General features: G+C 63.3%; 11 protein-coding genes. All 11 read left to right on the top strand.

What is annotated here, in order from left to right; translation table 11 throughout:
- The first annotated feature begins 27 nt into the window (after window positions 1-27).
- The 11 genes from mraY to ftsZ all read left to right on the top strand — a co-directional run bounded on the left by mraY (window position 28) and on the right by ftsZ (window position 13606).
- A complete protein-coding gene (gene mraY, locus LZK81_RS12510; RefSeq protein ID WP_046607473.1) occupies window positions 28-1131 on the top strand; it encodes a phospho-N-acetylmuramoyl-pentapeptide-transferase in 1104 nt (367 codons plus the stop codon).
- A gap of 7 nt (window positions 1132-1138) precedes the next feature.
- Entirely contained in the window at window positions 1139-2536 is a 1398-nt protein-coding gene (murD, locus tag LZK81_RS12505) for a UDP-N-acetylmuramoyl-L-alanine--D-glutamate ligase (RefSeq protein WP_233953488.1), read from the top strand.
- A gap of 25 nt (window positions 2537-2561) precedes the next feature.
- Complete coding sequence (gene ftsW / locus LZK81_RS12500) at window positions 2562-3716, top strand: putative lipid II flippase FtsW (protein WP_046607475.1); 1155 nt, start codon at window positions 2562-2564, stop codon at window positions 3714-3716.
- A gap of 7 nt (window positions 3717-3723) precedes the next feature.
- Window positions 3724-4848, top strand: a complete 1125-nt coding sequence (gene murG, locus LZK81_RS12495; RefSeq protein ID WP_046607476.1) for an undecaprenyldiphospho-muramoylpentapeptide beta-N-acetylglucosaminyltransferase — start codon at window positions 3724-3726, stop codon at window positions 4846-4848.
- Window positions 4845-6254, top strand: a complete 1410-nt coding sequence (gene murC / locus LZK81_RS12490; RefSeq protein ID WP_046607477.1) for a UDP-N-acetylmuramate--L-alanine ligase — start codon at window positions 4845-4847, stop codon at window positions 6252-6254. Before murG ends, murC begins: the two co-directional genes overlap by 4 nt.
- 3 nt (window positions 6255-6257) lie before the next feature.
- On the top strand, window positions 6258-7232 hold the full coding sequence (gene murB / locus LZK81_RS12485) for a UDP-N-acetylmuramate dehydrogenase (RefSeq protein WP_046607478.1): 975 nt from the start codon (window positions 6258-6260) through the stop codon (window positions 7230-7232).
- A gap of 276 nt (window positions 7233-7508) precedes the next feature.
- Complete coding sequence (gene aqpZ, locus LZK81_RS12480; protein ID WP_046607479.1) at window positions 7509-8210, top strand: aquaporin Z; 702 nt, start codon at window positions 7509-7511, stop codon at window positions 8208-8210.
- Window positions 8211-8559: 349 nt separating this feature from the next.
- Window positions 8560-9486 (top strand): D-alanine--D-alanine ligase, encoded by a 927-nt coding sequence (locus LZK81_RS12475; protein ID WP_233953487.1) that lies wholly within the window; start codon window positions 8560-8562, stop codon window positions 9484-9486.
- Window positions 9474-10406 carry a cell division protein FtsQ/DivIB gene (locus tag LZK81_RS12470; protein ID WP_326491486.1) on the top strand — a complete coding sequence of 311 codons (933 nt, stop codon included), beginning with the start codon at window positions 9474-9476 and terminating at the stop codon, window positions 10404-10406. The genes LZK81_RS12475 and LZK81_RS12470 overlap by 13 nt, the downstream gene beginning before the upstream one ends.
- A complete protein-coding gene (gene ftsA / locus LZK81_RS12465; protein ID WP_037087410.1) occupies window positions 10403-11734 on the top strand; it encodes a cell division protein FtsA in 1332 nt (443 codons plus the stop codon). The genes LZK81_RS12470 and ftsA overlap by 4 nt, the downstream gene beginning before the upstream one ends.
- 87 nt (window positions 11735-11821) lie before the next feature.
- Window positions 11822-13606 carry a cell division protein FtsZ gene (gene ftsZ, locus LZK81_RS12460; protein ID WP_233953486.1) on the top strand — a complete coding sequence of 595 codons (1785 nt, stop codon included), beginning with the start codon at window positions 11822-11824 and terminating at the stop codon, window positions 13604-13606.
- Window positions 13607-13692: the final 86 nt, after the last annotated feature.

Here is a 13692-nt window from a genome sequence, read left to right as displayed (position 1 = left end):
AGACGCGGCTTCTAGAAAGGGCGCTGAATGCTGATCTGGCTTGTGGAACTGGCGGATAAAGTCCAATTTTTCAACCTGTTCCGGTACATCACCTTCAGGACGGGCGCTGCGCTCTTTACGTCTGCGCTGATCGTCTTCCTGTTCGGGCCGATGATCATCGCGTCGCTCCGCCTGCGCCAGGGCAAGGGACAGCCGATCCGCGCCGACGGGCCGCAGACCCATTTCAAGAAGGCGGGTACGCCGACCATGGGCGGTCTGATGATTCTTGCCGGCATCGTCGGCGGGTCGCTGCTCTGGGCCGACCTTTCGAACGTCTACGTCGTCGCGACCCTGCTCGTCACGCTCGGTTTCGGCGCGATCGGTTTCTATGACGACTATCTGAAAGTCACCAAACAGACCGACAAGGGATTTTCCGGCAAGGCGCGTCTCGGCATCGAGTTCGTGATCGCGGGCATTGCGGTCTTCTTCATGATGCGGGTGGCGCTCGCGACCGGCCAGTCGAGCAATCCGACGCTCGGCACCTCGGTCGCCTTCCCGTTCTTCAAGGACCTGTTCATCAATCTCGGCATCTTCTTCGTCCTGTTCGGCGGTTTCGTCATCGTGGCGGCCGGCAATGCCGTGAACCTGACGGACGGCCTAGACGGGCTGGCGATCGTACCGGTCATGATCGCCGCAGCCTCTTTCGGCGTCATCGCCTATCTCGCCGGCAACGCGGTATTTGCGGGATACCTGCAGATCAATTTCGTCCCCGGCACCGGCGAGCTTGCCGTCATTCTCGGAGCGGTGATCGGCGCCGGCCTCGGCTTCCTCTGGTTCAACGCGCCGCCTGCCGCCATCTTCATGGGCGATACGGGATCGCTGGCGCTCGGCGGCCTGATCGGCTCGGTCGCCGTCGCCACCAAGCACGAGATCGTCATGGCGATCGTCGGCGGCCTGTTCGTGATGGAGACGCTGTCGGTGATCATCCAGGTCGGATTCTTCAAGATGACCGGCCGGCGCGTCTTCCTGATGGCGCCGATCCACCACCATTTCGAAAAACTCGGCTGGACGGAAAGCCAGGTGGTGATCCGCTTCTGGATCATCGCCGTCGGCCTTGCCATGCTCGGCCTTTCGACGCTCAAGCTGCGGTGACACGGCGATGATCGCGGTCACCACATTCAAGGACAAGCCGGTCACGCTGTTCGGCCTCGGCGGCTCGGGGCTGGCGACGGCCAAGGCCTTGGTTGCCGGCGGCGCGAAGGTGGTCGCCTGGGACGACAATCCCGACAGCGTCGCCAAGGCTACGGCCGAGGGCATCGCGACCGCCGACCTGCGCGCTATCGACTGGTCGGCACAGGCCGCCTTCGTGCTGTCGCCGGGCGTGCCGCTCACCCATCCGAAGCCGCATTGGAGCGTCGATCTCGCCCGGTCTGCCGGCGTCGAGATCATCGGCGACGTCGAGCTTTTCGTGCGCGAGCGCCGGGCGCATGCGCCGGATTGCCCGTTCATCGCGATTACCGGCACCAACGGCAAATCGACGACCACGGCGCTGATCGCCCATATCCTGAAGTCGAGCGGCCGCGACACCCAGCTCGGCGGCAATATCGGCACCGCGATCCTGACGCTCGATCCGCCGAAGGCCGAGCGCTATTTCGTCGTCGAATGCTCGTCCTACCAGATCGATCTGGCGCCGACGCTCAATCCGACCGCCGGCATCCTGCTCAACCTGACGCCCGACCATCTCGACCGGCACGGCACCATGCAGCACTACGCCGACGTCAAGGAACGCCTCGTTGCCGGCAGCCGGACGGCCGTGATCGGCGTCGACGATTCGTTCTGCGCCCTCATCGCCGACCGCGTCGAACGGGCCGGCGTCGCGGTCAAGCGGATTTCCAAGCGGGTCGTGGTTGCCGACGGTCTTTATGCCGAAGGCAGCCGGATCATCGAGGCGCATGGCGGCGCGACGTCGCTGCTCGTCGATCTCGACGGTATTGAGACCCTCAAGGGCAGCCACAACGCCCAGAACGCTGCGGCGGCAATCGCCGCCTGCCTTGCGGTCGGCGTGTCGAAGGACGAGATCCGTGCGGGACTGAGATCCTTCCCTGGCCTGAAGCATCGGATGCAGCCGGTCGGCCGCCGGGGCCAGGTGGTGTTTGTCAACGATTCGAAGGCGACCAATGCGGATGCGGCAGCGCCGGCGCTCTCCAGCTACGAGCGGATCTACTGGATTGCCGGCGGCCTGCCGAAGGAGGGCGGCATAGTCAGCCTCGCTCCACTCTTCCCGCGTATCGTCAAGGCCTATCTGATCGGAGAAGCCGCACCGGCATTCGCGGCGACGCTTGGCGAGGCGGTGCCCTACGAGATTTCGGGCACGCTCGAAAAGGCGGTCGCGCACGCCGCGGCGGATGCGAGCGCCGATACGACACCGTCCGCGGTGATGTTGTCGCCGGCCTGCGCCAGCTTCGATCAGTTCAAGAATTTCGAGGTTCGCGGCGATGCCTTTGTCGGCCATGTCGCGGGCCTCGACGGCGTCACGATGTTGATCAACCTGGGTTGACCGAGACGGAAAAGGGGAACGACAGATGGTAAGCCGCGCAGACCGTGGGCCGCTCGCAGACTGGTTCTGGACGATCGACCGTTTCTTCCTCGTTGCCTTCGTGCTGCTGATGGGTGTCGGCTTCATGCTCTCCTTCGCGGCGTCGCCGGCGGTCGCCGAACGTATCGGCCTCAACAGTTTCCACTTCGTCGAGCGTCACGCGCTGTTCCTGCTGCCGTCGCTGGTGGTGATGATCGGCCTGTCCTTCCTGACGCCGCGGCAGGTGCGGCGGACCGCGATCGTCCTTTTGATCATCTCGCTGGCGCTGATGGTGCTGGCGCTGTTCTTCGGCGTCGAGGTCAAGGGATCGCGGCGCTGGATCGGCGTCGGCATGTTTTCGATCCAGCCGTCGGAATTCATGAAGCCGGCCTTCGTCGTCGTCTGCGCCTGGCTGTTTGCCGAGCACGCGCGGCAGCCGGAAATCCCCGGCAATCTCTTCGCCATCATCCTGTTCGGCATCGTCGCGGCACTGCTCGTCGCACAGCCCGACCTTGGCCAGACCATTTTGACCAGCGTCGTCTGGGGCGGGATGTTCTTCATGGCCGGCATGCCCTGGCTGTGGATCGTGCTGCTCGGCGGCGTTGGCGCCGGCGGCATCGTCACCGCCTATTACATGCTGCCGCACGTCACCGCCCGCTTCGACAAGTTCCTGACCGGCGAGGGCGACCGCTTCCAGATCGAGACCGCGCACGAAGCGATCCTGCAGGGCGGCTGGTTCGGGCAGGGGCCAGGCGAGGGAATCGTCAAGCGCATTCTGCCGGACAGCCACACGGACTTCGTGTTCTCTGTTGCAGCCGAAGAATTCGGCATTATCTTTTGTATGGCACTGGTGGCGATCTTCGCCTTCATCGTGCTGCGCGGCCTGAACCACGCCTTCAAGGAGCGCAACGACTTCAACCGGTTTGCGGTCGCAGGCCTCGTCCTGCAGATCGGCATGCAGTCGCTCATCAATATCGGCGTCAATCTCGAACTCATGCCGGCCAAGGGCATGACGCTCCCCTTGATCTCCTATGGCGGCTCCTCGATGATCGCGATCGGCATCACTGCCGGCTTCATCCTGGCGCTCACCCGCCATCGTCCGGAGAAGCGAGCGCAAGAGCGGAGCCTGTTCCGGGTCGCCCAGGGCGTACCCGCGGAGTAAAAGTCCAATGACCAAGGGCATCATATTGCTAGCCGCCGGGGGAACCGGCGGTCATGTGTTTCCGGCGGAAGCGCTGGGACACGAACTGAGGGAGCGCGGTTATTCCGTGCATCTCGTCACCGACAGCCGGGCCGAGCGTTATGCCGGCACGTTTCCGGCCGACGAAATCCATGTCGTTCCATCTGCCACGTTCGGATCGAAGAACCCGATCGCGCTCGCCCGCACCGGCTGGAAGCTGTGGACGGGCCTGCGGGCCGCCCGCCGACTGATCAGCCGGCTGAAGCCGCTCGCCGTTGTCGGCTTCGGCGGTTACCCGACCGTGCCGCCGCTGATGGCCTCGACGGCCATGGGCGTGCCGACGATGATCCATGAACAGAACGCCGTGATGGGCCGCGCCAACAAAGCGCTGGCCGCCAAGGTCCAGGCGATCGCCGGCGGTTTCCTGCCGGAGGGCAGCGGTCCCTATGCGGACAAGACCGTCACGACCGGCAATCCGGTGCGTCCGGCCGTGCTTGCGGCCTCCAATATTCCCTATGTCGCCTCTCGCGGCGACGATCCGTTCCGGCTGGTCGTGTTCGGCGGCAGCCAGGGCGCGCAGTTCTTCTCCTCGGCCGTGCCGACGGCGCTCAGCCTGCTCGACCAGGCCGAGCGTGATCGCGTCGTCGTTACCCAGCAGGCGCGTCCGGAAGACAAGGATCGCGTCAGCTCCTGCTTTGCAAAGCTCAAGGCACCCGCCGATATTTCGTCGTTCTTCTCGGACATGGCCGAGCGGCTTGCCTCCGCGCATCTGGTCATCTGCCGCTCCGGCGCCTCGACGGTGTCGGAAATTGCGGTGATTGGCCGGCCGGCCATTCTCGTGCCTTACCCGCATGCTCTGGATCACGACCAGGCCGCCAATGCCGAGGCGCTGGTGGCGACCGGTGGCGCCAAGGTCGTGCAGCAATCGGAGCTTTCGCCGGATAAGCTTGCCTCGATCATTTCGGGCGCGATGAAGGATCCGGACAAGCTTGAAAGAATGGCGGCTGCGGCCAAGTCCGCCGGACGGCCGAATGCGACCGGCCTGCTTGCGGACCTGGTCGTGGCGATCGCGGAGCGGAAATCGATTTCGGAATTTAAGGGAGTGCGTGCATGAAGATGCCGAAGGCCATAGGGCTCGTCCATTTCATCGGCATCGGCGGTATCGGCATGAGCGGTATCGCCGAGGTCTTGCATAATCTCGGTCACAAGGTCCAGGGATCCGACCAGGCCGACGGCGCCAATGTCCAGCGCCTGCGCGACAAGGGCATCCCGGTCTTCGTCGGGCATCAGGCCGAAAACATCGGTGATGCCGAGGTGGTTGTCGTCTCGACGGCTATCAAGAAGAACAATCCGGAGCTGATGGCGGCGCGTGAAAAATCGCTGCCGATCGTGCGCCGGGCCGAAATGCTCGCCGAGCTGATGCGCTTCCGCAATGCGATCGCCATCGGCGGCACGCATGGCAAGACCACCACGACTTCCATGGTCGCGACGCTTCTGGAGGCCGGCAATCTTGATCCGACCGTCATCAACGGCGGCATCATCAATGCCTACGGCACCAATGCGCGGATGGGCGAGGGCGAGTGGATGGTGGTCGAGGCCGACGAATCGGATGGCACCTTCCTGAAGCTGCCTGCCGACGTTGCCGTGGTCACCAATATCGACCCCGAACATCTCGACCATTACGGCAATTTCGACGCGGTGCGCGCCGCCTTCCGGCAGTTCGTCGAGAACGTGCCGTTCTATGGGTTCGGCGTGCTCTGCCTCGATCATCCGGAAGTGCAGGCTTTGGTTAGTCGCATCGAGGATCGCAAGATCGTCACCTATGGCGAGAACCCGCAGGCGGATGCGCGTTTCTCGAATGTCCGCATGGAAGGCACCAAGTCGATCTTCGACGTGGAAATCCGCCGTCGCCGCACCGGCCGGGTGTTCCAGTTCAAGGACCTGGCGCTGCCGATGCCCGGTCGCCACAACATTTCCAACGCCACTGCAGCGATCGCGGTCGCCAACCGGCTCGGCATTTCGGAAGAGGATATCCGCAAGGGGCTCGCCAACTTCAGCGGCGTCAAGCGACGCTTCACTTTGACCGGCACCTGGAACGGCGTTTCGATCTTCGACGACTACGGCCACCATCCGGTGGAGATCAAGGCCGTGCTGCGGGCAGCGCGCGAATCGTGCCAGGGCCGCATCATCGCCGTCCACCAGCCGCATCGCTATACGCGCCTGTCGAGCCTGTTCGAGGATTTCGCCAACTGCTTCAACGATGCCGACAGTATCCTCCTGGCGCCGGTCTATGCCGCGGGCGAAGAACCGATCGAAGGCGCCAATTCGGAAGCGCTGGTTTCCCGCATCCGGTCGGGCGGCCATCGCGACGCACGATACATGGCATCGCCGACGGAACTCGCTTCGATTGTATCGGGCATTGCGAAACCGGGTGATTTCGTGGTTCTTCTGGGGGCAGGCAATATCACACAGTGGGCAGCGGCATTGCCGAAGGAACTGGAAAGCGTATCGGGACGATAGGAAATGAAACAGGTGAATGGGGAAAAGCTTCTGGCGTCGTTGGGGGATGACGTCAACAAACTGCGCGGCAGGCTGACGCCGGACGCGCCGATGGATCGCGTCACCTGGTTCCAGGCCGGCGGACTCGCCGAACTGATGTTCCAGCCCCATGACGTCGACGACCTCGTGGCCTTCCTGCAGATCCTGCCGGAAGAGGTGCCGCTGACGGTGGTGGGAGTCGGTTCGAACCTGCTGGTCCGTGACGGAGGCATTCCCGGCGTCGTTCTGCGTCTCTCGGCCAAAGGTTTCGGCGGCGTCGATCTCGTCGGCGACAACCGTATCAAGGCCGGCGCGATCTGCCCCGACAAGCACATTGCCGCAATGGCGATGGACAACGGCATCGGCGGTTTCGCCTTCTATTACGGCATTCCGGGCTCGATCGGCGGAGCTCTGCGCATGAATGCTGGCGCCAATGGCGGCGAGACGTCCGGGCGCGTCGTCGAAGTGCATGCCGTCGACCGCAAGGGCGGCACGCATGTCTTTTCGGCTGCCGAGATGGGCTACAGCTATCGCCATTCCTCGGTTCCGGCCGAGATGATCTTTACCCACGCGGTCTTCGAAGGATATCCCGAGGAGCGGGCAAAGATTCGCGCCGAGATGGATGCGGTGCGCCAGCATCGCGAGACGGTGCAGCCGATCAAGGAAAAGACCGGCGGTTCGACCTTCAAGAACCCGGAAGGCCATTCCGCGTGGAAGCTGATCGACGAGGCAGGCTGCCGCGGGCTGGTCAGCGGCGGAGCACAGATGTCGTCGCTCCATTGCAACTTCATGATCAATATCGGCCATGCCAGCGGCTACGACCTCGAATATCTCGGCGAGACCATTCGCCAGCGGGTCTTCGAACATTCCGGCATCAAGCTCGAATGGGAAATCAAGCGCCTCGGCATCTTCATGCCCGGCCGCGAGGTGAGACCCTTCCAGGGCATGACGAGCGAATGACGGGAGACCGGCCGATAGGCTGAGGCGTGAGCGTCCTTTGACGCGTGATCTCGATTGCCTTGCAGAAAATTTCTGCAAAACAGGAGTTTACGGCGGTTTGCTCACGTCTTGGTTTCATAAGCCGGGGCGGGGCCGCTGCCTTAGTGTGAACGTGTTCTTCAGAACGTGCTTATTCATTGAGCATTCATGAGCGTGTATTGCATAATGACGCGGTCTTGAATGAGATTCGTGCCAAGAACCGGCAGGGTGCCGGGGGCACGAGCAGGGGGATATCCAATGTTCAAAAAATTAGCGGCCGAGTTTTTCGGCACTTTCTGGCTTGTCTTCGGTGGATGCGGCAGCGCGGTTCTGGCTGCTGCATTTCCGGATCTCGGTATCGGCTTCGTCGGCGTTGCGCTCGCGTTCGGTCTGACGGTGCTCACCATGGCTTATGCGGTCGGCGGTATTTCCGGCGGGCATTTCAATCCGGCGGTCTCGGTGGGACTGACGGTGGCGGGCAGGTTCCCGGCATCAAGCCTGCTGCCTTATGTCATCGCTCAGGTGGTAGGAGCGGTGGTTGCGGCCCTGGTTCTCTATCTCATCGCCTCCGGCAAGGCTGGTTTCCAGCTCGGCGGCTTTGCGTCCAACGGCTACGGCGAGCATTCGCCCGGCGGTTATTCGTTGACCTCTGCGCTTTTGATAGAACTGGTTCTCACCGGTTTCTTCATCTTCATCATTCTCGGCGCGACCGGGCCGAAGGCGCCGGCCGGGTTTGCTCCGATTGCAATCGGCCTTGCGCTGACGCTGATCCATCTGATCTCGATCCCGGTCACCAACACATCCGTCAACCCGGCACGTTCGACCGGCGTCGCGCTGATCGTCGGGGACTGGGCTCTCGCACAGCTTTGGCTTTTCTGGGCGGCACCGATCGTAGGCGCCATCCTCGGCGCGCTGGCCTGGAAGCTGGTGGACGATTCGGAAGAGCGGGCCGCGGCCTGATTTTCAGAAGAACGGCGCGTTCCGCCGAGGTAAAAGAGCCCGCGAAGCCGCACGCTTCGCGGGCTTTTCTGTGTCTCGGACTTTCAGGAATCGCCGTCCGATTCGAGAGGCCCGACCGTCCTTTTGTGGCTGTTCCGAATGTTGCCGCAAACTGGGCGTTAACTTCCAGCGATTCGATTTTTCCTTTGTTTTCATGCTTTTGGCTACCCGGGTTAATCAAGGTAAACGGTTTGTTAACTATATTCGGGCACTAATGCAGGCATGCCTAACGTCCGGCGAGAATCGTCAGGGAACAGGTTGGCGCAAGCGCCGTACTAGAGAGTGTAGTCCTTTTTGGCGGGAGTGATTGATGAGCGACAAGCACGTGGCTGTTTTGATGGGAGGATTTTCCTCCGAGCGGCCTGTCAGCCTGTCCTCGGGCGCTGCCTGCGCGGATGCTCTGGAAGGTGAAGGCTATCGCGTCACCCGCGTCGATGTCGGCCGGGATGTTGCGGCCGTTCTCTCGGAGCTTCAGCCGGACGTTGCCTTCAATGCATTGCACGGACCTTTCGGTGAGGACGGAACGATCCAGGGCATCCTCGAATACCTCGAGATTCCCTATACCCATTCCGGCGTGCTTGCCTCGGCGCTCGCCATGGATAAACATCAGGCCAAGCACGTCGCCAAGGCATCCGGCATCCCCGTCGCCGAAGCCAAGGTCATGAGTCGCTTCGATATCGGTAACGCCCATCCGATAAAGCTGCCCTATGTGGTGAAGCCGGTACGCGAAGGCTCGTCCTTCGGCGTCGTGATCGTCCAGGAAAATCAGTCGCATCCGCCGCAGATCATTGGATCGTCCGAGTGGCGTTACGGCGATCGTGTTCTGGTCGAACGCTATATCTATGGCCGCGAACTCACCTGCGGCGTCATGGGCGACGTGGCGCTTGGCGTCACCGAAGTGGTGCCTCTCAGTCACGCCTTTTACGATTACGATGCGAAATACGCGGATGGTGGTTCGAAACACGTCATCCCGGCACAAATTTCACCGAATATTTACCAAAAGATTCAAACACTAGCGCTCAAGGCGCATCAGGCGATGGGCTGCCGTGGCGTCAGTCGCTCCGACTTTCGCTACGACGACCGCTTCTCCGAGAACGGCGAGGTTATCTGGCTGGAAATCAACACGCAGCCGGGCATGACCCCGACATCGCTGGTGCCCGAAATGGCCGGCCATGCCGGTCACTCATTTGGTGAACTCGTCCGTTGGATGGTGGAGGACGCTACGTGTTTGCGTTGATCGGCAGAAAAGCGGGTGGACCGCGAGGCCGTTCTCAGGCTCATTATCTCGGTGCCGAAGAGCGCCGGGTTCTTCCGCGCCCGCTTCGCCGGGTGTTCCGTTTCTGCGCCAGCCTCGCCACCGGCCGCATCCATATCCCGCCCCATACCGGAACGCTTTCCGCTCTCGGCTTTTTTGCCGCAGTCGGTCTTTACGGCATGTCGCTCGGCGGTCATGGTCAGGCGGTCGCGCAGGCGACTACGGCGGCTGTCGGCTTTGCGATCGAGGATGTGCGCGTCTCGGGCAATGACCAGACTTCCGAAATCGACATCCTGCAGCTTCTCGGCCTCGACGGCACGACCTCGCTCGTCGCTCTCGACATCGATTCCGCCCGCCGCAAGCTCTCGGCGCTTCCCTGGGTCCAGTATGCGGAAGTCCGCAAGATCTATCCGAAGACGATCGAGGTGATGCTGAAGGAACGTCAGGCCTTCGGCATCTGGCAGCACGGCGCCGAGCTGTCGCTGATCGAAAAGAACGGCAGCGTGATCGCGCCGCTGCGTGACAACAAGTTCGCCTCGCTGCCGCTGTTTGTCGGCCGCGATGCCGAGACGGCCGCCGCCTCCTTCGAAGACGCCATGGCCGGCTGGCCGGAGCTGAAAAATCGTGTGAAGGCCTATGTTCGCATTGCCGGTCGCCGCTGGGATCTGCATCTCGACAACGGCGTCGTGCTGAAGCTGCCGGAAGCCAACGTCGCCAAGGCGCTCCGCGTGCTCGCACGGCTCGAAAAGGAGCAGGGTTTGCTGGAGCGCGATGTCGCCGCCGTCGATCTGAGGCTTGAGGATCGCACCACCATCCAGCTTACTCCCGGTGCCTTGGATCGCCGCAGAGAGGCGCTGGATGCGCGGACGAAGGCCCTGAAGAAACTGGGAGAGCAGTCTTGAGCGTATTCGGTTCCTCCCATTTCGGTCTGCCGCGCATGAAGCCGCTGTCTTCCAAGCGTAGTCACGTCGTTTCGGTCCTCGATATCGGCTCTACCAAGGTGGTCTGCATGATCGCCCGGCTGACGCCGCGGCAGGAAAGCCAGGTTCTGCCTGGCCGCACCCACAATATCGAAATCATCGGCATCGGCCACCAGCGCTCGCGCGGTGTGAAGTCCGGCGTGATCGGCGATCTCGATGCCGCAGAAAGCGTCGTCCGTCTCGCGGTCGATGCCGCCGAGCGTATGGCGGGGCTTACCGTCGACAGCCTGATCGTCAATGTCTCCGCCGGCCGCATCACCAGCGACGTCTATACCGCGACGATCGATCTCGGCGGCCAGGAAGTGGAAGAGGCTGATCTCAAGAAGGTTCTGATCGCGGCAAGCCAGCAGTCGTTGCGCCAGGATCGTGCCATCCTGCACTCACTTCCGACCGGCTTCTCGCTCGACGGCGAACGCGGCATCCGCGATCCGCTGGCGATGTTCGGCGATACGCTCGGCGTCGACATGCACGTCGTGGCCGCCGAGCGCGCCACGCTGAAGAACCTCGAACTCTGCGTCAACCGTGCCCATCTGTCGGTCGAAGGCATGGTCGCGACGCCCTATGCGAGCGGCCTTGCTGCCCTCGTCGACGACGAAGTCGAGCTCGGCTGCGCCGCGATCGACATGGGCGGCGGCACGACGACGATCTCGGTCTTTGCCGAGGGCAAGCTGGTCCATACGGATGCCATCAGCCTTGGCGGTCATCACGTGACGACCGACCTTGCTCGCGGGCTTTCGACCCGCATCGAGGATGCCGAGCGCATGAAGGTCGTGCACGGTTCGGCGCTCGCCAACGGTGGCGACGAGCGAGATGTGATCTCCGTTCCGCCGATCGGCGAGGACGATCGCGATCAGCCGACCCAGGTGCCGCGCTCGCTGGTCACCCGCATCGTGCAGGCGCGCATCGAAGAGACGCTCGAACTCATCCGCGACCGCATCCAGAAGTCGGGTTTCAGCCCGATCGTCGGCAAGCGCGTCGTGCTGACGGGTGGTGCCAGCCAGCTTACCGGCCTTTCGGAAACGGCGCGCCGCATCCTGGCGCGCAATGTCCGCATCGGCCGCCCGATGGGCGTCTCCGGCCTGCCGACGGCAGCCAAGGGACCGGCCTTTTCGACGGCAGTCGGACTGATGATCTATCCGCAGGTCGCGGATCTCGAAACACACGCTTCGCAGAGCGGCCTGATGGCCACGCTGGGAAGCGGCAATGGCAGGCTGGCCCGCGTGGGCCAGTGGTTGAAGGAAAGTTTTTGATGCGAGGGGCTTCGGCCCGCGCATCGGAGAAGAGTTGCAATGAATTGGCCGGCGGCGATGCGGCCAGCAAAAGAAGGAACTGGTGCAATGACCATCAAGCTGCAAAAGCCTGATATCACCGAATTGAAGCCGCGGATTACCGTGTTCGGCGTCGGCGGCGGCGGCGGTAACGCCGTCAACAACATGATCACTGCCGGCCTCGAGGGCGTCGACTTCGTCGTTGCCAATACCGATGCCCAGGCGCTGACCATGACCAAGGCCGAGCGGATCATCCAGATGGGTGCCCGGGTCACCGAAGGCCTCGGCGCCGGTTCGCAGCCGGAAGTCGGCCGCGCCGCCGCGGAAGAATGCCTCGACGAGATCGTCGATCACCTGCACGGCACGCACATGTGCTTCGTCACCGCCGGCATGGGCGGCGGCACCGGCACGGGTGCCGCGCCGGTCGTCGCGCAGGCTGCCCGCTCCAAGGGCATCCTGACAGTCGGCGTCGTCACCAAGCCGTTTCACTTCGAAGGCCAGCGCCGCATGCGCCTTGCCGAATCCGGCATCCAGGAACTGCAGAAGTCGGTCGACACGCTGATCGTCATCCCGAACCAGAACCTCTTCCGCATCGCCAACGACAAGACGACCTTTGCCGACGCGTTTGCGATGGCCGACCAGGTTCTCTATTCGGGCGTCGCCTGCATTACCGACCTGATGGTCAAGGAAGGCCTGATCAACCTCGACTTCGCCGACGTCCGCTCGGTGATGCGCGAGATGGGCCGCGCGATGATGGGTACCGGCGAAGCATCCGGCCCCGGCCGCGCCATGCAGGCCGCAGAAGCCGCCATCGCCAACCCGCTGCTCGACGAGACCTCGATGAAGGGCGCTCAAGGCCTCCTGATCTCGATCACCGGCGGCCGCGACCTGACGCTGTTCGAAGTCGATGAAGCCGCGACCCGTATCCGCGAGGAAGTCGATCCGGATGCGAACATCATCCTCGGCGCCACCTTCGACGAAGCGCTCGAAGGCCTGATCCGCGTATCGGTCGTGGCGACCGGCATCGATCGTGCCGCCGGCGCCGTCGACATCCGTGCCGCCGAAATCCGCGCCGCTTCAAAGCCGATCATCCGCCCGTCGGCAGCGATTGCTCCGGCGCCGGTTGCCGCTCAGCCGGCTCCGGTCATGCAGGCAGCCCCGGCTCCGAAGCCGTTCGTCGACCCGATCGCCGAGACGATCCGCATGGCGGAAGCCGAAATGGAACGCGAACTCGCGATCGCTGAACCGCAGCACCAGCATGCGGCCCCGGCACCACAGCCGGTCGCTCCGCAGCCGGTCATGCATCAGCAGGAAGAGTTCCGTCCGCAGAGCCGCATCTTCGGTGCTGCTCCGGTCGAAGCTCAAGCCCCGGTCATGAGCCGTCCGGCGCCCGCGCCGCAGCCGGCCCCGGTTCAGCATCACGTGCAGCCGCAGCCCGCTCCGGTGATGAGCCAGCCGGCTCCGCGTGCGGCACAGCCGGTCTATCGCGAGCCGATGTCGCAGGTGGTTGAACCGGTTCGCATGCCGAAGGTCGAGGATTTCCCGCCGGTCGTGAAGGCCGAGATGGATCGCCGCGCCCAGCCGGTACAGCATGTACAGGAAGAGCGCGGTCCGATGGGTCTCCTGAAGCGGATCACCAATTCGCTCGGCCGCCGCGAAGAGGAAGAGCCTGCTCACATCGAGCCGGCAGCACCGGCTCCGGCCCCGCAGCAACGTCGTCCGCTGTCGGCCGAAGCCAGCCTCTATGCGCCGCGCCGCGGCAATCTCGACGATCATGGACGTGCGGTTCCGCAGGCCCATCACGAGGAAGACCAGCTCGAAATTCCGGCCTTCCTGCGCCGTCAATCGAACTGATTTCTACTTGAGTTAAAGACGGTCACGAAACGTGAAGAAGGCCCGGATCACGCGTCCGGGCCTTCGCTCGTTTTGTCAATCAAGAC

The organism is Neorhizobium galegae (genome assembly GCF_021391675.1).
Classification (GTDB): domain Bacteria; phylum Pseudomonadota; class Alphaproteobacteria; order Rhizobiales; family Rhizobiaceae; genus Neorhizobium; species Neorhizobium galegae_B.
This window is presented reverse-complemented; position numbering and strand designations above follow the sequence as displayed.